At 44.1% G+C, this 25,177-nt stretch carries 21 protein-coding genes; 9 read left to right on the top strand and 12 right to left on the bottom strand.

Features of this window, described 5'->3' with window-relative positions; translation table 11 throughout:
• Positions 1-51 precede the first annotated feature (51 nt).
• Positions 52-3,246: an efflux RND transporter permease subunit gene (locus H6F44_RS03815; RefSeq protein WP_190349630.1), complete on the top strand. Its 3,195-nt coding sequence runs from the start codon at positions 52-54 to the stop codon at positions 3,244-3,246.
• 26 nt (positions 3,247-3,272) lie between these two features.
• Here the strand turns inward: H6F44_RS03815 and rnc are convergent, their stop codons facing one another.
• Positions 3,273-4,004: a ribonuclease III gene (rnc, locus tag H6F44_RS03810; RefSeq protein ID WP_190349629.1), complete on the bottom strand. Its 732-nt coding sequence runs from the start codon at positions 4,002-4,004 to the stop codon at positions 3,273-3,275.
• Between the two features lie 485 nt (positions 4,005-4,489).
• Between rnc and H6F44_RS03805 the strand changes: the two genes are divergently transcribed.
• Together H6F44_RS03805 and smpB are read left to right on the top strand one after the other, a co-directional pair.
• Entirely contained in the window at positions 4,490-4,840 is a 351-nt protein-coding gene (locus H6F44_RS03805; RefSeq protein ID WP_190349628.1) for a hypothetical protein, read from the top strand.
• A 5-nt stretch (positions 4,841-4,845) separates the two neighbouring features.
• Entirely contained in the window at positions 4,846-5,304 is a 459-nt protein-coding gene (smpB, locus tag H6F44_RS03800) for an SsrA-binding protein SmpB (protein ID WP_190349627.1), read from the top strand.
• Between the two features lie 14 nt (positions 5,305-5,318).
• Here smpB and H6F44_RS03795 read toward each other — a convergent pair whose 3' ends face one another.
• From H6F44_RS03795 to H6F44_RS03775, 5 genes are all read right to left on the bottom strand, one after another.
• A complete protein-coding gene (locus H6F44_RS03795; RefSeq protein WP_407681860.1) occupies positions 5,319-7,079 on the bottom strand; it encodes an ABC transporter ATP-binding protein in 1,761 nt (586 codons plus the stop codon).
• A 50-nt stretch (positions 7,080-7,129) separates the two neighbouring features.
• Positions 7,130-7,246 (bottom strand): photosystem II reaction center protein I, encoded by a 117-nt coding sequence (locus H6F44_RS03790; protein WP_071590106.1) that lies wholly within the window; start codon positions 7,244-7,246, stop codon positions 7,130-7,132.
• A 346-nt stretch (positions 7,247-7,592) separates the two neighbouring features.
• Complete coding sequence (locus H6F44_RS03785; RefSeq protein ID WP_190349626.1) at positions 7,593-8,858, bottom strand: GGDEF/EAL domain-containing response regulator; 1,266 nt, start codon at positions 8,856-8,858, stop codon at positions 7,593-7,595.
• A gap of 205 nt (positions 8,859-9,063) precedes the next feature.
• Entirely contained in the window at positions 9,064-10,164 is a 1,101-nt protein-coding gene (locus H6F44_RS03780) for a glycosyltransferase family 4 protein (RefSeq protein ID WP_190349625.1), read from the bottom strand.
• A gap of 223 nt (positions 10,165-10,387) precedes the next feature.
• Positions 10,388-11,518 (bottom strand): geranylgeranyl reductase family protein, encoded by a 1,131-nt coding sequence (locus tag H6F44_RS03775; protein ID WP_190349624.1) that lies wholly within the window; start codon positions 11,516-11,518, stop codon positions 10,388-10,390.
• A gap of 108 nt (positions 11,519-11,626) precedes the next feature.
• Between H6F44_RS03775 and H6F44_RS03770 the strand changes: the two genes are divergently transcribed.
• Positions 11,627-13,414, top strand: a complete 1,788-nt coding sequence (locus tag H6F44_RS03770) for a hypothetical protein (RefSeq protein WP_190349623.1) — start codon at positions 11,627-11,629, stop codon at positions 13,412-13,414.
• Positions 13,415-13,420: 6 nt separating this feature from the next.
• On the opposite strand, the gene H6F44_RS03765 is transcribed toward H6F44_RS03770, so the two are convergent.
• Positions 13,421-14,488 carry a hypothetical protein gene (locus H6F44_RS03765; RefSeq protein WP_190349622.1) on the bottom strand — a complete coding sequence of 356 codons (1,068 nt, stop codon included), beginning with the start codon at positions 14,486-14,488 and terminating at the stop codon, positions 13,421-13,423.
• A gap of 239 nt (positions 14,489-14,727) precedes the next feature.
• Between H6F44_RS03765 and H6F44_RS03760 the strand changes: the two genes are divergently transcribed.
• From H6F44_RS03760 to H6F44_RS03740, 5 genes are all read left to right on the top strand, one after another.
• Positions 14,728-15,072 carry a hypothetical protein gene (locus H6F44_RS03760; RefSeq protein WP_190349621.1) on the top strand — a complete coding sequence of 115 codons (345 nt, stop codon included), beginning with the start codon at positions 14,728-14,730 and terminating at the stop codon, positions 15,070-15,072.
• Between the two features lie 5 nt (positions 15,073-15,077).
• Entirely contained in the window at positions 15,078-15,413 is a 336-nt protein-coding gene (locus H6F44_RS03755) for a hypothetical protein (protein WP_190349620.1), read from the top strand.
• 142 nt (positions 15,414-15,555) lie between these two features.
• Positions 15,556-16,068, top strand: a complete 513-nt coding sequence (locus H6F44_RS03750; RefSeq protein WP_190349619.1) for a Dps family protein — start codon at positions 15,556-15,558, stop codon at positions 16,066-16,068.
• Between the two features lie 6 nt (positions 16,069-16,074).
• Complete coding sequence (locus tag H6F44_RS03745) at positions 16,075-17,256, top strand: glycosyltransferase (protein ID WP_190349617.1); 1,182 nt, start codon at positions 16,075-16,077, stop codon at positions 17,254-17,256.
• 128 nt (positions 17,257-17,384) lie between these two features.
• Positions 17,385-18,899 (top strand): protein kinase domain-containing protein, encoded by a 1,515-nt coding sequence (locus H6F44_RS03740; protein ID WP_190349615.1) that lies wholly within the window; start codon positions 17,385-17,387, stop codon positions 18,897-18,899.
• 107 nt (positions 18,900-19,006) lie between these two features.
• On the opposite strand, the gene H6F44_RS03735 is transcribed toward H6F44_RS03740, so the two are convergent.
• The 5 genes from H6F44_RS03735 to H6F44_RS03715 all read right to left on the bottom strand — a co-directional run bounded on the left by H6F44_RS03735 (position 19,007) and on the right by H6F44_RS03715 (position 25,001).
• On the bottom strand, positions 19,007-19,678 hold the full coding sequence (locus H6F44_RS03735; protein ID WP_190349613.1) for a hypothetical protein: 672 nt from the start codon (positions 19,676-19,678) through the stop codon (positions 19,007-19,009).
• Positions 19,679-19,883: 205 nt separating this feature from the next.
• A complete protein-coding gene (locus tag H6F44_RS03730) occupies positions 19,884-20,675 on the bottom strand; it encodes a YoaK family protein (RefSeq protein WP_190349611.1) in 792 nt (263 codons plus the stop codon).
• Between the two features lie 160 nt (positions 20,676-20,835).
• Entirely contained in the window at positions 20,836-21,333 is a 498-nt protein-coding gene (locus H6F44_RS03725) for a hypothetical protein (RefSeq protein WP_190349610.1), read from the bottom strand.
• Positions 21,334-21,648: 315 nt separating this feature from the next.
• Positions 21,649-23,703 (bottom strand): ATP-binding protein, encoded by a 2,055-nt coding sequence (locus H6F44_RS03720; protein WP_190349609.1) that lies wholly within the window; start codon positions 23,701-23,703, stop codon positions 21,649-21,651.
• Positions 23,704-24,203: 500 nt separating this feature from the next.
• On the bottom strand, positions 24,204-25,001 hold the full coding sequence (locus tag H6F44_RS03715; RefSeq protein WP_190349607.1) for a fimbria/pilus outer membrane usher protein: 798 nt from the start codon (positions 24,999-25,001) through the stop codon (positions 24,204-24,206).
• Between the last annotated feature and the right edge of the window lie 176 nt (positions 25,002-25,177).

Here is a 25,177-nt window from a genome sequence, read left to right as displayed (position 1 = left end):
CTAAAAAGGGCGCTAAGCGCCCTTTTTTAATTCATATAGAAACTTGCGCCCATGCTGCTATCAATCTCTGATTTCTTTATCCGTAGACCTGTTTTTGCCACGGTCTGTTCTTTGGTAATCACCTTGATGGGGGCAACCTGTATATTTTTACTGCCCGTTGCCCAATATCCCGAAATTACGCCGCCAAAAGTCACAGTAACCACAAACTACGTGGGCGCAAATGCCGAGGTGGTGGAGTCTACGGTCACGAATATTTTAGAAAGAGAACTCAACGGCATTGAGGGAGTGCGCTACATCACCTCCACTAGTTCCAACGATGGTACAAGTATTGTCAATCTTGTATTTGATCTAGACAAAGACAAAGACATTGCGGCGGTGGATGTGCAGAACCGCGTATCTACGGTGCAGGCGCAGTTGCCTGGTCCTGTGCAGCAAACGGGCGTGAGAGTTAGTAAAGAGTCTTCAGGATTTTTGTTTGCGATCGGGGTTTATGCCGAAAATGGGCAGTATGACGATCTGTATTTGAGTAATTATGCCGATCTATATATTGTCGATGCGATCAAAAAGGTTGATGGCGTTGGCAATGTGATCATTTTCGGTGAACGCAAGTATGCGATGCGGGTTTGGCTCGATCCCAATCGCTTGGCAGCCAGAGGCTTAACTTCGCAGGATGTGGTGGCGGCAATCCAGCAACAGAATTTGCAGGTGGGTGTGGGACAGATTGGACAGCAGCCGAATTTGCCCAATCAGCAATATCAGTTATCAGTTTCTGCTAAGGGGCGGCTGCAAAGCGCCGATGAGTTTGCCCAAATTGTGATTAAAACTAATGGCGATGGCTCTTTAATCAAGCTTGGTGATGTGGGGCGCGTGGAATTGGGAGCGGAAAATTATGGCTCTTCCCTGCGGTTTAATGGCACTCGTGGCATTGGGCTAGGGGTGTCGCAGTTACCTGATGCTAATGCCCTTGAAGTAGCCCATGCTGTGAAAAAGATCTTGGAGGGGCTAAGACCTAATTTTCCACCAGGGCTAGATTATAAAATCGCCTTTGATACGACTAGCTTCATTGAGGCGGGGACGGAGGAGGTGATCATTTCGCTGTTAATTGCGATCGCCTTGGTAATCGTAATTATTTATTTGTTCCTGCAAAATTGGCGCTCCACCTTGATCCCTGCGATCGCCATTCCTGTGGCTTTGGTCGGTACTTTTATCTTCATCAAGCTCTTAGATTTTAATATCAATACCCTCACCCTATTCGGCTTGACCCTGGCTACAGGGTTAGTGGTTGATGATGCGATCGTGGTGGTGGAGGATATCACCCGCCGTATTCAAGAAAACCATGAGCCACCGATACAAGCAGCGATCGCGGCAATGAATGAGTTGCAGGGCGCGGTCATTGCCAGTTCCTTAGTGCTAGTGGCGGTATTTGTGCCTGTGGCATTTTTTCCTGGGACAACGGGGCAGTTATACAAGCAATTTGCGCTGACGATCGCCTTCTCGATCACAGTTTCCACATTTAACGCGATCACTCTATCCCCCACCCTTGCCGCGATTTTGCTCAAGCAGGAAGCTCCAAAAAGTAATTGGTTTTTCGATCGACTCAACGGTGTAATTGATCGCACCCGCCAAGGCTATCAATGGAGCGTCACCAAACTGACTGGGTTCAAAGGGATAGTGATGGTGCTGTTTATTGCCTCTCTATTTTTGACCTATTGGGTCTATACGATTGTGCCAAGGGGATTTCTGCCCCAAGAGGATCAGGGCTATTTCATCACGATCGTGCAAGCGCCCGAAGGCGTATCTCTTAATTACACTGAGAAGGTGCTGGAAAACATCGAAGGGATCATGCGCCGCAAGGATGAAAATGGTCAACCTGCCTATCCTGAAATTGCCAATATTTTTGCAGTGGGCGGCTTTAGTTTTAGCGGCAATACGCCAAATAATGGCATTGTCTTTGCCACCCTCAAACCCTGGAAAGAGCGATCGCGATCGGCGGATGCCATCATCGGCGGGTTTGCCCCTGCCCCCTTTGGTTTATTACCCGAACTGATTTCGATCAAAGAAGCATTTGTAGTTCCCTTCCCGCCCCCTGCGATTCAGGGCTTGAGCAACTATGGCGGTTTTGAGTTTCAATTGCAGGACAAAGCCAATCAAGGCTTCCCCGCCATTGAACAGACGATGGGAGCGCTTTTAGGAGCCGCCAGTACCTATCCTGACCCCAGCCGTCCCAGCTTGGCAGGATTGCGCCCCAACTTTAATGGCAATACGCCGCAGCTAACCGTAGAGGTCGATCGCGTCAAAGTAAACGCTTTGCAGGTCTCTTTGCAGGATATTTACGCCACCTTGCAAACCCTGCTCGGTTCCCAATATGTCAATGATTTCAATGCTTTTGGGCGCACCTATCGCGTCTATGTACAGGCAGATGCTCAATTCCGCGCCAACCCCGATGACATCAATAAGATCTATGTGCGATCGCGCAATGGCACAATGATCCCCCTTAGCAATCTGGTCAAGGTGCAGCAAACCGTTGGACCTTCGATCATTAACCATTACAATCTCCTGCGCTCGGTGCAGATCACAGGCAACACCGCCCCAGGGGTTAGTTCGGGACAGGCGATCGATATCATTACTAAAGTTGCTAATCAAGTGCTGCCGAAAACCTTTGATTATGAATGGTCTGGGCTATCCCTAGAAGAAATTGGCTCTGGCAATAGTGCCATTTTTATCTTTGGCTTAGGCGTAGTCTTTGTATTCCTGGTACTCGCCGCCCAATATGAAAACTACATCGATCCCGCGATTATTATGCTCACCGTGCCTTTAGCGGTGTTAGGCGCATTATTGGCAGTGATGTTTCGCAGTTTATCTAGCCCTAACTTTTCTAACGATGTCTATACTCAGATTGGACTCGTGATGCTCGTGGGCATGGCGAGTAAAAATGCAATTTTGATTGTGGAGTTTGCCAACCAGTTACGGGAGCAGGGCTTGAGTATTACTAAGGCTGCGATCGAGGCTTCACAGCAGCGCCTACGCCCAATTTTGATGACTGCCTTCTCCACGATTATCGGCATCTTCCCTCTCGTAATTGCCACTGGGGCAGGAGCCGCCGCCCGTCAGTCCATCGGCACGGCGGTGATGGGGGGGATGTGTGTGGCAACCTTGTTAAGTTTATTTATTGTGCCAATTCTCTATATTGTGGTTAAAAACATTGAAGAAAGAATGAAAGTCGGGCTACATCGTCCAAATCCATAAAAAATAGTGCCTTTCGGGGCGTTTTTTTAATTTGCTTGCATTGCTTCTAGGGCGATCGCTGCCGCCGCCTGCTGTGCCATTTTGATACTCTTGCCCTGCCCTTGCCCCCAACAGCGATCGCCCACCCATACCTCCACCGCAAACAGTCCATCATCAGCATCTATCCGCCGATATTCAGGCAAGCATTTCCAATGCCTTTGGGTCAATTCCACCAGAGCCAACTTGTAATTACCAAAAGCAGGAATCTTTAACAACATCTCGACCGCATTCTGCATATGCAGGTCGAGCCACTTCCGCACAAACTTAACATCACCAAGGGAAATATAAATCGCCGCCATTAAAGCTTCTAGCGAATTTGCCGATACGGTTTGCTCCATCGCCTGCACATTTTGAGCATCCTTACGCATCGCTTCTGATAAAACGATATATTTATGCAAATCGTAGGTTTTGGCTATCTGTGCCAGATTTTTGTCACTGACCAAATGCGCCCGCAACGCCGATAACTCGCCCACTTTTTTATCGCCATATTGCTCCCGCAGAAACAAACTCACCGACAGCTTAAGCACACTATCACCAATAAACTCTAGTTGATCGTTGTTGTAAGCCGTTGAAAAACTAGGATGCACTAGGGCTTGATCTAGCAAATGCCAATTTAACTTATCGTAGTAAGTCTTGCCCAAATGCGTTGCTGTGAGTCCCATTTGGTCTAGCAAACGCACTAGCTCTCTCTGACGACGCGGATCAATGGTCAATGACATGGAATTTATAAAGAAATTATGTATACAATCACGGCTTGTAAAACCCTCGTATTTCAAAATGACTCAGCCGTTTCCTAATAGAAAACCCTTACTGGGTCTGCTTTTCAAGATGTAAAAGTGATGTAAAAATATTGTCACACTTTCGTAGCTTGATCCAAGGGCGCAAGAGCTAAATTTATCTAGTATTGGCGCAGATCGCTGATATAGCCTAAGATCTTAGCATCATGGCAAGACTGGTATCCCCGAACCAAGATTTAGGTTTACAAAAATTCGGCAAATTCCAAACCGTAAATATGGCAAAAGATCCATCACAGGTTAGTTTATGATGGTTAGGCTGTATTGCTTATTCTATGGATAATCCTCAAAATAAAGGGTTTACGTCTAAATATTATGGCGTAGCCTAGAATAAGCATACGACTCTTGTTTTATATTTTATTTTTTAAGGACTAGTGAATAACTAGCCGCCACTCTTGTTTTGATGATTTATGGCTAGATACACTCAACAGTTTGTAGTTGAAATTGCACCTGAACACCTACACTCGGCGATCGTAAAAACGTTAGAGTCATGTCGTTTGGCGATCACCTATGAGACAGAAGACTACGTGCTTGCTCAGGAAATAGAAACTAACGCCACATTCGCTAAGCTGGTGACAGTCGAGGTATTAATTCATCGCTCTGAAATTGAAGGCAATCAGGCGAAGCTAACTAGCGTTACCAAAAACGCAGAATTGCCTCTGCGGGTCAACAACTACTGTCATGGAATCTCCGAGCGCGTTTCCAAGGCTTTTTGTGAAAACCCAGATTGGCACTTATTGGAATTTATTGCGAGTTTTTAGACTGAATGGCAAATTATTATCGGGTGCTTGCTGAAAATAGGCAGGCTAGATTTAACTACGAAATTCTCGAAACCCACGAAGCGGGTATCGAGCTATTGGGTACTGAGGTGAAGTCGATTAAAGCGGGGAAGGCTAACCTGCGCGATGCCTATGGGATTGTGCGAAAGGGCGAGATTATGCTTTTGAATATGTATATTTCGCCACATCATACAACCAGTGTCTACTTCAATCATGAGCCAACCCGCACAAGGCGACTATTACTACACAAAGATGAAATCCGTAAATTAATTGCGGCGGTGCAGCAAAAAGGTTTAACCCTAGTACCGCTTAAGGTCTATCAAAAGGAAGGTTGGATTAAGGCAACCCTGGCTTTGGTAAGACAAAAGAAACTACATGATAAGCGCGAAGACATGAAAAAGCGCGATGACAAGCGCGAAGTTGAAAGAGTCATGAAAAATCGTTAATTCAGTTACTAAATTTAATGGGTTGTCATCATTTCTAGTTCATGTAAGCTGGCGTAAAGTCCTTGCTGAGCAATTAGTTGATCGTGATTGCCTGATTCGACGATTTCGCCTTGCTTTAGTACTAGGATGCGATCTACGTTGCGGATGGTCGATAAACGATGAGCGATGATGATCGTGGTGCGATCGCGCAATAAGATATCTAGAGCCTGTTGAATAAGAAACTCAGTATTTACATCTAGGCTGGCAGTGGCTTCATCGAGTATTAAAATTTTAGGATCACGGATGGCAGCTCTGGCAAAGGCAAGTAACTGTTTTTGTCCGCCCGATAGGTTTGTACCACGCTCACGAATTTGGGTGGCGTAGTTTTCGGGTAGCTCTTGAATGAAGCGATCCACATTCATCAGTTCGGCGGCGGCAATTACCTGTTCGATCGCATAGTCTTCGCCAAGGGTAATGTTGTCCTTAATGTCACCCGAAAACAAAAAGGCATCTTGGAGAATTACGCCCACCGATCGCCGCAATTCTGTTTGGGTAATATCGCGAATATCAACACCATCAATGAGGATACGCCCCTTAGTTGGTTCATAAAGACGGGATAGCAGACGGATAATTGAACTTTTACCTGCGCCCGTGGGACCCACTAGGGCAATTTTTTCCCCTGCTTTGAGGGTGAAATTAATATCCTTAAGAACATATTCATCGGGTTTGTACCCGAACCACACATGGTCAAAGCAAATTTCGCCAGTGCCATCAAGGGGCAAAGATTTGGGATATTCGGGATCGCGAATTTCAATGGGTTCCTGCAAAATCGCATTAATGCGCTCTACGGCAGTAAACCCAGCTTGGATCGTGGTGAATTTTTCGGCAAGTTGACGGATTGGGTCAAAAAGCCGTTGCGAAAATAAAATAAATGCTGAAAGCTCCCCGAAAGTGAGACTATTCTGGACAATTTGTCCGCCCCCTAGCCATAAAACCCCAGCGATCGCCACTAGGGCAATCCATTCAAGGGTAGCAGAGACCGCCGAATCATGGAAAACGGTGCGATTAACCTCATCGACATATTGCTGGTTAACCTTGAAATGCTGCTCAGAGTTGTATTTCTCACGGCGAAATAACTGCACGATATTTACGCCAATGATATTTTCTTGGAGGATTGAGTTTAATTCTGAGAGGCGATCGCGGGCTTTAAAGTTGGCTTTGCGATATTCATATTGAAAATAGACGATTAGAGCGGTTATTGGGATCACCATTGCCACCAATAGCAGGGCAAGATCCCACCGCAACCAAAACATAAATAGGGCAATCGTGGCGATCGCCGCAAAGTCACTGAGGACACCCACAGCCCCTGTCGCAAAAACATCACCTAAGGCTTCGACATCGCTGGTGAGCCGCGTAATTAATTTACCCACGGGGGTACGGTCAAAAAAGCTAGTCGACAGGGATGTAACGTGACGAAATAGATCTTGACGAATATCGGCAGTAATCTGCTGCCCCACTTCCTGCACCAAGTAGCCCTGCCATGATTGAAATGTTAAACGCACAGCGATCGTGATCAAAATTACTAGACAAATCCACCTCAAGCCTAATAGGTCAAGGTTTTTGATCGGACCGTCAATTGCCTGTTGCACCAAAATTGGTTGTATAGCAGCAGCGATCGACAAAGGCACAAGCAAAAACAGCGACAGTACTAGCTTTTGCGAATTGCGCTTAGCATAGGGAAACAAGCTCAAGATCAAGCGCCAATCGCTACTTTTTGGATGGCGATCGCTGTTGATTCGTTTAGGGGATTGAGTCTTAGCAGGACTAGCTTTGGAGGGATTAGACACTATTCGAGATCTCGATTACCTGGGTTACGGGAAGGATCGCTGTTAAGGAATCCAAACACAAACAAACTGATGAAAAATATGACAGTGATGTATACCACTATTTTTAAAGTGAGCATAAAAAAATAATCTCCGTATAAATATCTAAGAATTTATCCTACGTTCAATCTTATCGGAAAATAGGAAAATTACTTATAATTGCTTAAGATTACCTGACGATCAAATAAGTATAATTACTCATTGTCTATTATAACGCTCTACATCACCTGTAAATTTAGAGGAAATCAGAAAAAAATAAGCTTCTACAGCGTACCTTCCTCTCACCCTGCAAATAGACTTGAAAACTTATTGAAAACTTAAGGTTTACTGCATAAAGCTGTAATTGCCTTGCGATCGACTATCGACTTAGTAAATCACCCTAGTAAATCGACTTAATAAATCACCCTAGTAATTTAATTTTCGTTTCTATGCTATTTCTAGGTCTGGTATTGTCTTGGCTTGTTCGAGAAAAATACTGGCAGCAAATGCGTCAAGGGGACGAGCAAATAAGTATCCTTGACCATAAACCATTGCTAAGGAGTTAGGGAAAAGTGATTTCAGTAATTCTAGTTGTTCATTGGTTTCGATTCCTTCTAGCACAACTTCCTTGCCTAAACTAAATGCTAAGGTGGCGATCGCCTTAACAATCAGCCATTCAGCATTATGAATAAATGAATAATCAATCTTTAAAATATCAATGGGGAAATCAGTTAGCCGCCTTAAAGATGAATAGCCCGTACCAAAATCATCAATACAAAACTTAAGCCCTAATGCCTTAAGCTGATATAAATTTTGGAGTGTGATATCGCGATCGCCCATCACTGTACTCTCGGTGATTTCTAGCTTTAAACATTGAGGTTTAATATTATATTCATTTAGTGTTTCCCTAACATAATTTACTAGATTAAACTCAAGCAACTGCTTAGTCGATACATTTACACTTATGGTTAAATTTTCAAGATGAGGATAATAGCTTTGCCATATTCGCAATTGCTGACAGGCAGTATTAATTACCCATCGCCCCACAGCATAAATCAAGTCTGTTGTTTCTATGATCTCAATAAACTCCGCAGGTAAAACTAATCCTCTTTGTGGGTGTTGCCATCTTATTAATGCTTCAAAGCCATTGATTAAACCAGATTGCAAGTTTATGATCGGTTGATAAAAAACTTTAAACTCGTTTCTATTAAAACTTTCACTGATACGTTCATACTCTCGTGGATTAATGCCCGAAATATTGCATAGCTCCCTTTGCAAGCTAATATTTTGTAGCTTTAACAAGTTTGCCTGCTCAATTAACTGGCACTGCATAGAACTCAATCGTAAATGAGTTTCTACTCTCGCTAGTACCTCAACTAACTGAAAAGGCTTGTTAATAAAATCAACACCACCCACAGAAAATGCTTCAACTTTCTCATTAGGTTCTTCTACAGCACTAATGAAAACTATAGGTATATTTTGAGTTGCCACTTCATTTTTTAAAGTAGTACAAACTTCATAGCCATTGACATCTGGCATGAGGATATCTAGCAAGATTAAATCTGGTTGCCGTGATTTTGCAATGGTGATCGCATCTAGTCCACATCTGGCTTCTAAAATATGATAACCCTGATTACCTAACATCTTGGATAGGATCATGAGGTTATAATCATTATCATCGACTATTAAAAGAGTAACTTTACTTTTTTTCATTACATAAAACGAATTTCATAGAGCCTATTGAGGCTTTGAGTAGTACACAAATAGTTTTAAGAGCATTGCTTAGCGACACTTTTAAAACTATTTCTGATTTTTGAGTAAGCGTAAGGTGCTGTAACAATTAAATAAACTAAAACAAGTTTAGAGAAACTGCCTTGCAATATTTTCAACTCTCCTGTTTCTCCTTTAATACAAAGCATTACGGTTTATTTCGGGGACTATGCACAATTAATTGATCAAACCATTTCTCTAGGCGATCGCCCCAAACCTCTAAAGAATACTCTGCTTCTACCTGTTGGCGACAGGCGCGGCGATCAATTTGATCTAGTTGATCTACAGAGCTAATCAGCCCTGACACATTCCCCATATCGACCAGAAAACCAGTGTGGCGATCGCGCACAATTTCGGTTAAGCCGCCACTGCGATAGGAAATCACAGGTACACCACAGGCAAATGCCTCGATCGCCGCATTGCCAAATGCCTCGATCCAGCGTGGAGTCATTAACAATGCGCTACATTGTCCTAGTTTATATTGTAAATCATGGGTGGAGAGAAATCCTTCGTAATGCAATTGAGCATCAGCAAAGGTGGTTTGAATTTCTGACCAATAGTGATAATCCTGAATTAGCCCAAATATATGTAGGGGTAATCCTGTTTTTTGCGCCGTTTTTGCCGCATCTTCCAATCCTTTTTCGGGCGAAATTCTGCCCACCCATGCTAGTTTGGGTGAAGATGGCTTGGCGACAAATTGATAATCATTAATATCAATGCCCTTGCCCATGATCATCAGGCGATCGCCTGCCCTAAAGGTGTCGGCACAGGCGCGAGTATTCACAGCGATCGCTTGCGGACGGATTTGTACCAATTTACTGACCATCTCATCCATCACAGGCGATAGGGAAGACATACTAATCCAATGGGCAACTGGGGTATTTAGAAAAGGCGTAAGATATAGTGGCAGCCAGTCATAGGCAAAATTAAACAAGAGATCAAATTGATCTTGTACTTCCCTTGCATAACTCCACATATTTTCGAGAACTGAGTCTTTGGGAAGAACTACAGCATCTGCGCCAACTTGAGTTTGGGCGGATGTTTGCAACGTACCAGCGATCGCTGTAAGCTTGGCAACACTGGTAACTGAACCCTCTGGCGCAACAATTTCCACGGAATGTCCTTTAGCCATTAAAGCCTTAGCCGCATTCTGCAAAGTTAGTTCTACACCACCACCTATGCCTGAGCCTAACGCCCCAACGGGAGTGGATAGAAATAGAAGCTTTTTAGGTGCTTTTTGAGAAATCATAATTGAATGGGTCAGCAAAAGAAAAAATTAGAAGTTTAGAAATTTAGATTTCCGACTTTTTATGTGATTGCGAAAACTAATTGGTGATTAGGTCGCTAGGCATAAGTAAACTGAAAGACTAGAAAGCCGTCCCACACACTAAACAGTCGGTATAGCTTCTAGTTTTGGGTTTTAATTACGATGGGCTAATTACCTAGAAAAAGTCGGAGATCTAAACCCTTAACTAACCCATTCCAGGAATTAAACCCTTAGTTAACTTTTTGATTGCTGAAGATGCAACATCACGATAGCGCATTTCGCCGCATAGAATCTTGCCCATGCGCTGGGTGGCACTGGGGCGCTTCACGCCAATTTTGTAAGCAAAACTGGGGACACGATAAAATAGGTTGGCGATACGCTGCGCCCACACCATATCTTCGCCCCATTCCTCTTGAATTTTGAGAGTATATTGCTTGAGTGCGTCAGCATTACCTGCGATCGCCTCATCAACTGCCTGCGCCGCATACATCCCTGTGAGCAATGAAGGACGAATTCCCTCAGCCGTAAACGGATCGACAATACAAGCCGATTCGCCCGTAATCACCGCATTTTGCGTATGTAGAGCTTGATTGCCATCCCAGAGACAAATGGGATGCCCAAATTGCTTAATGGAAGTGATATCAATCCCAAATTGTTGAGCATATTTAGCAGTTATCTCTTTAAGGTTCTGTTTCTCACCACCGATAAATGTACCAGCGCCAATAGAATAGCCATCAGCCTTGGGGAAATTCCAGATATAGCCATTTTGGACTCCACCAAAATCAAAGTGCGCGGCGGTGACATCGGGGTTAACCTGCGGTGCTTCCACTTCGAGGGCGGCTCCCATGCGACATTTGCGTTCCTTAAAGCCTAGCCATTTTGCCATTGAGCCTCTAGCCCCATCTGCCCCGATCACATACTTGGCTGCCAAAACCTCATGTTCTGTCGTAACTAGCCAGCGATCGCCCTTCCATTCAACTCCTTTAACAAGTGTGCGATCGCGCAATTCCACACCTAGTTTCTGCCCCTGCTGCACAAGGTAATGATCGAAAACATCGCGGCGCACCATCCACACTGGTTCTAGATTGGCAAGATCGACAATTTCAGGCTCACCCATTTGCCATGTATAGCGAATCTGACTGATCGTGAGGGATACCGCAGGTGCAAAGTCAAAGTCAAACCATTGCTGCACCATCGGCGAAACACCACCGCCACAGGGCTTATAGCGCGGCAGGGCTTCCTTTTCTAGCAATAAAACTGATCGCCCACGCTTTGCCAAGTGATAGGCGGCGGAGCCACCTGATGGACCTGCGCCCACAACAATGCAGTCGTACATAGATAATATTGTTTTTTAATGAAAGTACAAAAAATTTGTATAGATTGTAACCTAATTCATTGTATTGCAAGTTGTACTTGTGCTGTCAAATCTGCAATCATAATCACTATGCCAAGATTTCAAAGTCGACTATTTAACTGGATTGAGCAATCCTTGCCTGTCCGACTGGGACGTAACGCAAGGAGATTACTTGATCGCGCCCTTGATCAGCAGTTAGGACAAATTCGCGAATTACCTCAATTAATTGCTTACCAAGCCGCTAGAGCCGCCCTTTACCCTGTATATTTGCTCAGTAAATCTGCGAAGAAGGCATTACGGGGCTTGCAACAGGCAGATAATAGGGAACTGCATGGGAATGAGCAGAGTATTAATAGAGATATTAATGGAACGGAAATTTCTACTCCATTGCTAGACTCTCAGCAAGACGTTGATTTGAGAGGGCTGGATAATTTAGAAAATCTCTCGCAGATACCACTTTTATTGCGTCCCCTCTCAAGGTTGATCAATTGGATAGAAATCACCAAATCCAAAATAGATCAAGGAATAGATCAAAAAATTAGTGCGATCGCCAAGAGAACAAGCGATCATGTCGTTAAGGTAGGCGACTTAAATGATAACGATCCGCAGGATCTAGATCCAAATCTTGCTAAGTGGATCGCTAATCAATTATTTAGTAAAATCTGGGAGCAAGAAGTTGAAAAAAGAATAGGTAAAAGCAGAAACAATGAAAACAATGAAAACAAGATAGTTATAAATGAATTAAATCAATCTAATCCAGACTTAACAAAGATTGACGAAGTTAATCTAATCAATAGCCTATATCAGAAATTCACCCTAGGTAAAAATAATAGACTAGAGGAGTTGCGAAAAATAATTGAGGCAGCGATCGCCTATTTTTTTGGCGCTCAATCTACTAAAGCAATTGATCAAAGTCAAGATTCTGTTTCTGATTTAAACTCCAATCAAGAGCTTAATTCTAACTCCAATCAAAGTCCAACTATAAAAGCAGCTATTCCTAACTTATTGCCAACCGATCAGCCAATTTCCTCAAGCAAATTAAATGAAGATATTCAAGAAATTAATTCTCTGCAAGAGCGTAATCAATTGGCGGTAAATTCTAATCTCGAAAGAATTAGACAACTGATAGCGGCGGCTATTGACTATTTTATTGGTAAGCGATCTCTAACGGGTGATCGCGCAAATATGGCTAATGACCGTGCATTTGACAATGCAGTTGATCAAGCAAAGCTAGACTCAACATCCTCCTTGAAAAACGTTGCACCAAAGGATCTTGCTAATACTGTTAACCAAGATATAAATCATATATCTAATGAGTCTCAAGACTATTTGCAAATCGAGCAAAAATTAGAAAATTTGCGAAATTTGATCGTACAGGCGATCGCCTACTTCTTTGACAAACAGCGATCGCGGCGAACTTTAGATGAAGCCAACGATCTTGCCCCAACGGATGAAGCTTGGCTAACAATGGAAGATGTTTTCGGTGACGATCAAGGTCCTTGGCCATTGCCGTTGGAATATGAATCACCAGCCTTCACGAAGTCCATGAATGTAAGCAATCCTGCGGCAATTAATTCTTCGGGCGAGTTACAAAATTGTGAAACTACTACCAGCCAAATTTATCAAGACCGTCTGGATGGCAGTTTATATTTCACCGAAGAAGAAGTGGCGCAATCGAAAATGCCAAACAGCGATCGCCCCCTAAGAGCATGGCTTGAGGCAAAGGCAACTCTATGGGGATATGCGGCTAACCCTGTAATGGATGCAATCTTTTGGCTAGATCAAGTGATTCTCAAATGCGAAAACTTCATCATTGCATTTTGGCAGAAGTGCGTGAGATTAATTAAATCGATTTTGATTTTGCCTAGGGCGAAGTGAAACCCGCTATAGCGCTGAATTAGTTTGTGCTAAGAAGCTTCGCAGACGGCGGGAGATCAATTCTCGGCTACCCATACGGCGACCGAGTTCCTTTTCCAATGCACCAACTGGGGTTAAATTTTGGGGCGCACGTGGATCACGAATTGGGTGCGAAGCATATTGTGGAACGAGATAGGTGCTTTGATCGGCGATCGCTTGGGCGCGATCAATATCAATACTGCCATCAAGATCTATGCGAACAATGCCATGTAAATCGTGATATCCCATTTGCCTATAGCCAATATTCACATTGCCCGATCGCAAATACCAACTGAGGTTAGAGCCATTGCTATGGCAAATGCGGAACATAGGGGTGCGTTCTCCGACCTGTAGCGATCGCAGCACCTGCGCTTGCTCACCTTTGAGATAGGACTTACCCATCGTTTTTACATAGCCAATGGTCACGTTGGGCGTTTGATAGACCCGATAGAGTAAGGGCCCATCACGGACGATCAGGGTATCTTTGTCTAGGATGCTGTCGTCAAGGGAGAGCTTATTGGCAATGCGAAGTTCTTCATCAAGCATGGCACTTTGGACAATTTGTGAAGGCGTATCAGGCTCATTGCTATTGTCAGTGAGGCAATGATCGTATTTCAAGATGCCGCGTCCAGTCTCAGGACAGGGGATCTCGGTAATAGGAGCCGCCAGACCACCGCCAAGGGCAATGATGCGCTTAACTTCTGTGGCAACACATTTAGCACGGCTAATGGTGCGATCTACTAACACTGCCCCCACCGCGATCGTGGCAAAGGCTCCGTAAAGGATCTCGTCAGCACTTCTACCCAAAAACCTTGCATCCAATCGTAACCGACCATCGATGAAGAGAATTTGATTAGGCAGTGCTGGCGCGATCGCGTTACGAATACTCTGCCAAGAGCCGTTGCCATGCTCAACCTCTGTATTTACAGAATCCTTACTGACATCCTCAGCATTGACACTCACGGGCGCGTCATAATCCATTCCCCAAGGTTCTAGGCGAATGTTATATTCAGTCCAAAAATTAGCATTTAACGATCTTGGAATATCAGCAATCATAGTAATAATTGAAAGATCAGACCCATAGCAGTTTTCCTGAAGACTGACGCAAAAGAACTGACAACCCTGATTTTTTGTCTATGGGCAGTTCATGAATTGTCCATAGCTTTGGCTATAGTTTTGGCTATTTCGCATAAGCCCTATGCCCATCGCTTTGGGTTTACACATGAATATACAGCGCGAGGATGCTGATGTAAATTTGCAGTACAATAAAGCATAGTTTCTTGATCATTGTGGCTATGAGTCAAACCGATAACCTCGAAGAACGTTTTCGTGAGCTAGAGCGCGAAGTCATGGGGAAACAAAAAGCGAACCCCGAACCAGACAAACGGGCGGAGCCAGAGTTTGTGGCTGTGGGGCAGAGCGTGGAAGCCGCAAAAACTGGGCTAGGCAGCCTAATTGCCTGGGTAAACAGCCTCACGGGTGCAACCAAAGTGGCAGCGATTGTAGTGATTGGCTTAGTTGCCTTTACACTCTTGAATTTTGTGTTTAAATTAGTGACCGCCGCCATCTCTATCGGTATTATGGCGCTAGTGGGTTTCATCTTGTATAAAGTATTCTTTGATCCAACCCCCAAGGTTTAAATATCATGAGCATTTCTCGCCGCCCGATTCAGCCTAAGTTGCGTTCTATGCCCTTGCGAAAGTCGCCATCGGCGTTGTATATCCAGATGCATCAACTGGCTAATGAAAAGGAGCGCTTGCAGGAGGAGTTAGTGAGGGTAAGCGATCGCCAACAACAGATTATGAATCGCCTTGCAGAACTCGATCGCAGCCTTGCTCAATTAGATAGCGATGTGGAAAATAATGCAATAAGTGCGGAAATGTCAGAGGCACAGTTTATTAACAAGATCAAAGCTAAGCCCAAGGAACGGGTGCAGGTGGTGCATGGGGTCAGCTATGAGAGTATGACCATTGAGTATTAAACAAAACGAGGGGAGGGGCAGCGCTTTGTGTTGCCCCCCCATTCTGTTTATAGCAAGGATTGAACGCAAATTGCGGTAACTATACTGGCGATCGCTATATAATCATGGTCTAACTCATAGCGTAACTAGAAAAAAGACTGATATGGGCAAAAACAAGGACAAAGCTACCGATAAAGATTCAACGGGCTTAATTAATATTGGCATTTCTGAAGAACATCGCACTGCGATCGCCAATGGACTGTCGCGCCTATTGGCAGACACCTATACCCTCTACCTCAAAACCCATAATTTTCATTGGAATGTCACAGGTCCAATGTTTAACACCCTGCACCTGATGTTTGAGGCGCAATATACGGAGCTAGCCCTTGCCGTTGACCTGATTGCTGAGCGCATTCGTTCCCTCGGTTTACCCGCCCCTGGTACATATTCCGCCTATGCCAGCCTTTCTTCGATACCTGAGACTGAGGGCGTGCCGAAGGCAACAGAAATGATTAAGCTATTGGTGGAAGGTCAAGAGGCAGTCGTCAGAACAGCCCGTTCAATTTTCCCGATCGCTGAAACTGCCAATGACGAACCAACTGCCGACCTACTAACCCAGCGTTTGCAAGTCCATGAAAAGACGGCATGGATGTTGAGAAGCTTACTAGAGGAATAGAACTAGTTGGCTAATTCACTATTTTTGACGGCTGTACCTGCCATATTTTTATTGCTGCAAATTCCCGCAACCTTGATTTTGCTCAAACGTCTCAGTACTGCCCGCGATCGTAACCCACCATTACAGCCCTTAGCGTCAGATCCGCAGTCAATCACCCCACAAGTATCCATCGTTATTCCCACTCTCAATGAAATTGAGCGGTTGCCAACCTGTCTAGAGGGCTTGCGCCATCAGGCGGCGCGGGAAATTATCGTGGTGGATAGCCGATCGCAGGATGGCACACCTGAGTATGTACAGAAGTTGCAAAAGGAATTTCCGATTCCCCTGAAATTAGTCACCGATGATCCCTTGCCTGAAGGTTGGGTGGGGCGACCTTGGGCTTTGCACAATGGCTTTTTGCAGAGCGATCCCAGTAGCGAGTGGATTTTGGGGATTGATGCGGATACTGTGCCACAGCATGGCTTAGTAGCCAGTTTTGTGCAGCAAGCGACCATTGATGGTTTTGATATTGTGTCCTTATCGCCAAAATTCATTCTCAAAACTGCGGGTGAACAATGGCTCCAGCCAGCTTTGTTGATTACTCTAATCTATAGATTTGGAGCAACAGGCGATCGCAGCCAATTTACGGAAGATCGGGTGATGGCAAATGGTCAATGCTTTTTATCCAAACGCGCTAAGCTCGTGGAACTCAATGGCTATGAATTGGCGAAGTCTTCCTTTTGCGATGATGTCACCCTTGCGAGAGCCGCCGCCCAACGGGGTGCTAAGGTAGGGTTTTTAGATGGCGCGGCGCTGATGCAGGTGCGAATGTATACTTCCATGGCAGAAACATGGCGCGAATGGGGGCGATCGCTGGATCTCAAAGATGCATCCACGCCTAGCCAAACCCTTGGCGATTGCTTACTGCTCACGGCGGTGCAGGGTTTACCATTGCCAATATTACTAACGCTTCTGTTGTGGCAATATGTCGCCCTACTGCCCATGAGCCTAGCCATGAATATTTGGTTGTGGCTCAATGCTTTCCTCGTTTTGATCCGAGTGCTATTGGTCTTTGGCATTCGCGGCAGCTATACCGATGTGGGCTTTGGGTTTTGGCTATCTCCCCTCGCTGATCCCTTCGCCGTGTTTCGCATTTGGCTTTCAGCCTCTAGCAAGCCCAAAAGTTGGCGGGGGCGTACCTATGACTAAACGCTGCCTTTTTTGCATCGTACATCCTAGCGCAAAATTAGGTGTTAATATAGAGCCGCGCTGGAAGCATGGTTTTTTAAATCCACTTTTTCGATAGACTTCCGAACACAATAACCTGTAAAGCAAATGTGCTGAATACCATACTTAGAGGTCATTACAAAATTGTGCGTCACCTTGGTGGTGGTGGCTTTGGTCAGACCTATCTAGCTGAAGATATTGACCTGCCCACTCATCCTATTTGTGTTGTCAAGCATTTGAAGCCAATATCCAATGAAACCTTTGTATTGGAAACTGCCAAACGTTTGTTTGATCAAGAAGCAGAAATTCTCTATGCGCTGGGTTCCCACGATCGCATTCCCCGTTTATTGGCACACTTTCAAGAAGGTAAAGATTTTTACTTAGTTCAAGAATTTGCGGATGGTCATGACCTAACCCAAGAAATTGGCAATGGTAAGCGATCGCCTGAAACGGCGGTAACTAAATTGCTCAAAGAAGTTTTAGAAATTTTGGTATTTGTTCATGGGCGCAATGTTGTTCACCGTGACATCAAACCAGCCAATTTAATTAGACGTAAAGCCGATCGCCAAATTGTATTAATTGACTTTGGTGCAGTCAAAGAAATCGGCGGCTTAGCAGCAGATGCACAGGGCAGTACCAACTTAACTATTGCGATCGGTTCCCCTGGCTATATGCCCATTGAGCAATTGAACGGCAAACCACGCTTTAGCAGCGACATCTATGCAGTGGGGATGATGGCAATCCAAGCAATCACAGGTGCAGAACCACGGCTATTTCCAGAACATCCTGAGACGGCGGAATTGATATGGCGCGATCGCTTGCAGGGCAGTTATTCGTCACAGTTTCTCGATATTCTCGACAAAATGGTGCGCTATGACTTCCGCCAACGCTATCAGAATGCTCAAGATGTGCTGCAAGCGATCGAGCAGATAAACTCCAACAGTGATTTGCCCACTGTAGTCCACTCCTCCGATACTAATCAAAATACTAGTCAAAATACCAATCAAAATACTAGTCAAAATACAGATTCGCCCCCCACGCCCTCACCAGCAGCCCCATCTATTCCAACAAATCCCCATTCAACCGTTGTTTTGTCAAACTCCTCAAGTCGGCAAATGCCGCCGCTATGGCTCTTGCTTGCAGGAGGTGCGGGTCTAGTTGCCCTGCTCAGCATTATTTTTGTCAAACTCAGCAAACCGCCCATTCCCGACATTATTGCCAACAGCCCAAGCGTCCCATTATCCTTACCCGTTCCGCCCCCTGTTGTGCCACCAATAAATGCCCCAATTGCCATACCAACTCCATCGCAATCGACTCCCCCTTCAGTCATTGCAGCGCCATCGCCACCATTATCTGTAGAAGATCTACTAGCACAAGCGCTTGTGTTAAATCGTAATAACAAACCTCAAGAAGCTCTGGCAAAGGTGGAAGTAGCTTTGAAAATCGAGCCTGACAATATTGCTGCTTGGCGAACGAAGGTTTTATTGTTGCGAACTTTAGGACGGAAGGATGAGGCGATCGCCGCTTTTGCAAAGGTGTTAGAGTTGAAACCCGATGAACGCGATCTAGATATTCCTAACTTGCGTGAACCGCCCTTCAAAAAAACTAATAAGCAAAAGAACTGAAACGGAATTGTTTAGGACTTACGCAAGAGACCTTGAAGCCCTGATTCTAGTGTAGGGGCAGTTCATGAATTGCCCCTGATTTTGGTCGCTTTACGTAGGTCCTAGCATTAATCTTCGATGCCGATCGCTTTTCTCTTAGCACTGATCTTATCGACAATCTGCTCAGTCGAAGGAGCAAATGCAGACTTAGACTTATCTTTACCCATTTGCATACCTGCATTAATCTTAGCGCCAATTTCCTCAGAAGTGGGAATGAAGAGTTGCTTATTCTTCATAAACAATTCCTTCTTTTGAGCAGGGGTAAGAGTGGCAAAGATGTCCTTCTTGGGAATGGACTTAAAAACTGCGCTTAGCTTGTTCTTTTGAGCAGGGGTAAGAGTTACCGCCTTGAAAGCTTTACGAAAACTAGTACCAGCCGCGACTTTAGATGCAAATTCAACCTGCTGTTCTGGAGTGAGAACACTCTCAATTTGTGGCAAAATTTCTGTCTCCAGTTGCTTGAGCAGGCTGGCTGTTTCGGGAGATGTCACAGGCTTAACTGTTGGTGGTTCAGGTGCGGGAATAATCGCCGCAGGTGCAATTGTATCCTCTGGCACAGCAACTTCGGCGGTAACTTCTGGCTCAGTAATTGCTTCAGTCTCAACAACTTCGCCTTCTGCAACAATTGCTATAGGAGAAAATTGGGCGGCTTGTACATCAAGCACATTACCCAATAACAAGCCAGTTAAGATGACAACACCTATTAATGCAGTTAGCAATTTTGATGATAGTTTGTTCATTTTTCTAATCAAGGATAGTTTTGTGGATATTTACTAATAATTTTATTCTGGATCTGTTTACTGCTTTCCTAGATAAAGAGCAGATGGCGCGAAACTCAGCACTGCTAATCCTTGGTTTTTAATGTCTAGATTTGTAGTGGGAAGAAAGCCGTCAATCATTAATACAAATCGATTTCCATTAAAGCCAGCAAACAACTCTCATTTTTTAAGCTTTGTTCGACTTTTGGTAATAATCGCTAAAGGCAGCGATCGCCAAGATCGTAATAATGACTAAGGGAAGAGCTAAACTCCACCAAGTCTCTGAGACTAACACAAAAATTGCTGCTAATAGCCCACCAAGAGCAAAGCCAACAATTGTTGGTACAAAGCGACCAATTCTTTCTAAAGATTCTGCCGCTTCACTGGAAGTTATTTCAGTCTGAACCTTAGCAAACTTGGCACTTAAATATTGCACCACATCAATAGTGAGTTGCGTCGTATTGCCAGTCATCACTGTGGTGGGTATATAGCTTCGGAATACGCCCCTTGCCTCTTTCATGAGCGCATTTTGAATTGCCATTGCCACAACACCAGAGATACCAATAGGTAAAATCAAATCTTCTTGAACATCAAGTAGTAATGCTGGAGATAATGTCATACCCAAAAACAAGAAAACAGCCAATGCGATCGCCTCAACCGACAACAAAATCCCAAATACGCACCAGTTTTTGCTTCGAGCATAACGAGCTATTAGCGAGGTCAATGCCACTGTGATGACAAAAGTGGGTAACATCAGTAGCCGCGTGATCGTTGTTTCTGTATCCGAACTCACAAAGGAAGATCCAGCTAAGGCAATATTGCCAGTCACATGGGCAGTAAATACTCCAAATAGAATGATAAAGGCAGAAGTATCAACAAAGCCAGCTACCCAGCTTAATAAAAAACCTGCTGGGCCATCGCTAATCAAAAAAGAGCTAAGGCTAAACTTAGTTCGTGTTTGGGGAAGTACAGAGGTCATTGATTTGCCTTGGATGGGGTTCACGTCTTAACTAACAAATTAGCTATAGGAGTTTTCAAATGAGTATGCACTCATTTGAAAACAAAAAAGTCAAGCCTAGCAAGGATTTTAAGTCTTCATTTTGCCTTTAGTGAAATGAAAACTGCTACAAGTTCAGAAACTACTCAGGAGCCACTTCTGAAGACTCAGGTGCAGACTCTTCAATCGTAGGTTCTTCAGCCGTAGGCTCTTCAACTGCTGCCTCTTTAGCTTTCTTCGCCTCTAATTTTGCCAACTCCTTTTGCTTCTTAGCTTCTAGCTTTGCCGCTTTTTTCGCCGCTTTTTTTGCTGCCTTTGCTGCTGCTGCTTCAGCTTCCGCCGCCTCTTTTAGCTTCTTGGCTTCTAGCTTTGCCGCAGCCTTAGCTTTCTTGGCTTCCAGTTTAGCATCTGGTTGGACTACGGGTGTTTCTGCTTCGGTTAGTTCTTCCTCAGCATCAGCAATCAAGACCGCAGATACTACGCCATTGGTCAGTATATCTGATGCAATTGGATTCATGCTTGCTTGAGCATTGACTGGCATTCCCAGAAATACGCTAAGAGACAGTAATATTGCTGCACACAGGGCGCTAAATCTAGCCGTTAGTTGACCAATAGATGAACTGGTTTGATTCTTGAACATGGATTTGATCCTCTGGAATTTATCCTTTTGCTGTTGACGATGCGTAACCTATAGCGCAAAGCGCTCAAACCCCAACCAAGACAAAATTTGAAAGTGTTACATTGCGACACTTTTAAATTTTGCCTTGTGCTTTGTTTGCTTGGCAATTGGTGTAACTAAAATATGGGTTTGCATTTAGATTGCATTTAGTTAGCATCAACCGCTAGATTACTCGTATACTGTATACAAAAACTGCCAATATAGCAACAGGCAAGGCAAAGCTATGACTGCCGTAATTATGAAACCGCCCTCGCGATCGCTTTGAGAGATCTATTTTTAGGATGGGAAGGGAGTGCTATCGTATATGTACTTGAGATTCAGCAATTTAGACATTTGCGTAAAAATTTGCTCCTCGGTAAATGGCTTTGTAATCAATCCATCAAATCCATAAAGTAATAGATCCTCTTGCTGAATGTCGACTAAGTTGGCAGTCAAGGCAATAATTTTCACCTTCTGAGAATTTGACATATTCAGGCTTGACTCAATTTTCCTGATTTCTGAAGTGGCAGCATACCCATCTAATATGGGCATTCTGATGTCCATCCAAATTAAATGTGGCGACCACGATCGCCATAGCGCAATCACTTCTTCGCCATTACCCACCTCGCGCAATTCAAACCCTAGGGGCGCAATAATTCTTGCTAATAGCTGACGATTAAAGCGCATATCTTCCGCGACTAAAATCCGATACTTTTGTTTGCCTTCTATGCCAACAATGCGGCTATGGGGCTTGATAGTGTAGTCAACACAATCATCTAAAGATTGAATGGGAATATAAAACTGAAAAACTGAACCTTGGTTAACTCGACTCTCCACAGACATTTGACCACCCATGAGTTTGATGTAGTTATAGCTGATGGAAAGCCCTAGACCTGTCCCCTCCTGCGATCGCATTCCCGAGGCCGTTTGCACAAAAGGTTGAAATAATTTCGCAATCTCAGATTCCTCAATGCCTACCCCAGTATCTTCCACTGCACAATGCAAACATAAGGAATTTGAATTAGCTAATAAAGTATTTACATTTTCTAAGGCATTATCTAATGATTGGTGAGGATCAGGTTCAACAGAAATCCGCAAGCGCACATAACCATCATTAGTAAATTTGATTGCATTACCCATTAAGTTAATTAGGACTTGCCGCAATTTTCCCTCATCAGTATAAATACGCTGCGGCACATCGGGCTGGATACTTACATCTAGTTCTAGATTCTTCTCTATGGCTTTGAGAGACAACATTTCCCGCACAGTAGCGGTGATATCGTATAGATAGCATTCTTTCAATCGCAACAATACACTGCCTGCCTCTAGTTTTGACATTTCCAGAATGTCATTAATCATTGTCAATAGATGATTGCCACTATTACAAATAGCTTGTAAGTCAGCTTGATGCTGGGCATTTAGCTCTTGGTCATAAAGCATAAGTTGAGCAAATCCCAAAATGGCATTCAGGGGGGTACGTAGTTCATGACTCATATTTGCTAAAAATGCAGCTTTAGATCGACTAGCAGCTTCAGCAGATTCCTTTGCTTTTTTGAGGGCATGGGTGCGCTGTTCAACGCGCTGCTCTAATAGATTTGCCTGTTCTCTCAGGCGCGATTCAGATTCTCGCAGGGCGATTTCAGTGTTTTTTAACAATGTAACATCATAGAATGTATTTAGTAGAACTTGTTTTCCTTTGAGCCACAGTAGATGTAGGGAAGCCAAGACCCATATGGGGGGCTGTTCACCTCTATTGAGGCGAATTTCGTAATCGCGGACTTTTTGATTTGTCACAAAGTAGTCCTTTAATTCCAACCATTCTGTTTCCAAATAATACAGATCGGTAACTGATGTATTGAGCAAATCGCAGGCATCTTTTTGGAGCATCGCGCCAGCACTGGTATTGGCATAACTGATCAAGCCAGTATCAATATCACTAACCAGCATGGCGATACTGGTTGACTCGGCGATCGCCCGAAACTGTTCTTCGCTCTGGCGCATAGTTTCCACTGCGCGGTTATACTGTTCGTATTCGATGGTGTCGCCATGTTCGGTTGCTGTTGCCAGCATGATTTCTAAATCGCTTTTATCGCGATACACAATTTCTAAAATTGATTGCAAGGTGGCCTGCGCCATTTTGCGCTCTATCACTTCACTCTTAAGGCTTTTATTTAACTCTAGTAGTTCGGTTTCGATCAAGTCACCATGTTCGATCGCGGTCAAAAGTGAATTTTCTAAGTCTTGATTTTCCATTTGCAGTTGCAAAACATCGCGGCGCAGTTCTGCTATTTCAGCTTGTAGTTGCGATGGACTTTGCGTAGATTCGACTTCAGGCGACTTATTCTTTTTCATTTAGATCTTTGGCGAGCTATGTTATACCAATTCACGCAAGTGTGGCTGCACTTTTGTGAGTTTAAAATCCAAACCCAGTAGAGGTTTTCAAAACATAAAATGGCTAAACCATTTTGTGCTTTGGCACTACCAAATGTGAGCGGGAAGTCACGCACTCTATCCCTTGATAAAGATAAGTGGCGGGACGCAAAGAACTAGAAAATAAGTTGTGCAATCTAAGCGGTAAGTGTTTGGTAGTTCACATTATCATACATCTGGCTGAAACCTTATGCTGCAACTTTCTAAGTTGACAGTCTGACTGTCTAAGGACTCTAGGCCTTTGGTAGTGCTTCAAAGTTGTTGAATCAAAAAATTGGATAAAAATTGCAAAAACAAGCTAGCTAATGCTCCCAACTTCCGAGTCTTATTTGTTTACTAACAATTCTAAAACACTACCCAAGCTTATCACAAAAATCAGCGCATAGGAGGAAATAGTGATAAAAATATTATTGAATTCCGATTTATTGCGATCGCACCGTACCTAAGTCGTAAACACCAGTTTTCCCTTCTGGAATATCAATGGAGAAGATGGCGGGGGGATCGTTAAACATTTTTAACTCATAGCGACCTGGTTTAATTCCTTTTAAGACAAACTTTCCTGTTTTATTCGTGAATATTTGTAAGGGAGTCCACTTGGGATCGGATAGAGAAATAAATTCTCCAGACAGTTGAGATAACGGCTCATCTTTGTTGTTGCGTAATGTACCGCGTAAAAAGATGGTTGCATCAGTGCCGATACGGATCGCCGTGCCACTTTTGTAAGTGGGTAAAATCGCATAGTTGGTTTGACCTAAATCATAACCCACAGGCAAATTTTGAGCAGAAATACGGATTTTGGAAACTTGATAGGGTGACAAATCGGGTAAGACTGCTGGACCGATCGCTTCTATCTGTGCGGCATTACCACCGATCGCATTGGGGTTAATACCGATTACACGACCTTGCAGAGTGGGGTGCGGCGCGACTAAAACGAAGCTACCCGTAACGGGGCGCGAGATCCCCCAATAGCCATCGGCAAATACCAAAGACGTTCCGAAATCCAACTGAGTGGTATTTGTAGTTTGACCATTGCGATTGAGCAAAGCATTTTGGGATAATGAGAACTCTCCTCGATAACCGCGATAGTTGAGTTTACCTGTGAGACTGTCATTTGAAGGGTTGCGGGCGATATCCGCAGCCATGCCAATACCTTCTAAATTTGGGGATGAATTAGTCCAACTTGCCCTTGTGGTGGGAGCATCTTTATTAGTTATATCCATCGCAGCTTGGAGCGTTTGCTGAGTTTGGGGAACTGTCCCTGACCAAGTTATGCCGATTAAAACTTTCGCTCATGTGGGTAAATAGGTGAAATGGTAAAATAGGAAAAAAGTTTTGACGCAACAACAGACATAAACATGATCAAGTTTCCCCTAACTGAACTGTTAGACGATCAAGC

The organism is Pseudanabaena cinerea FACHB-1277, assembly GCF_014696345.1.
Classification (GTDB): domain Bacteria; phylum Cyanobacteriota; class Cyanobacteriia; order Pseudanabaenales; family Pseudanabaenaceae; genus Pseudanabaena; species Pseudanabaena cinerea.
Note: the sequence above shows the minus strand (reverse complement) of the source record. Positions and strands in the feature narration are given on the sequence as shown.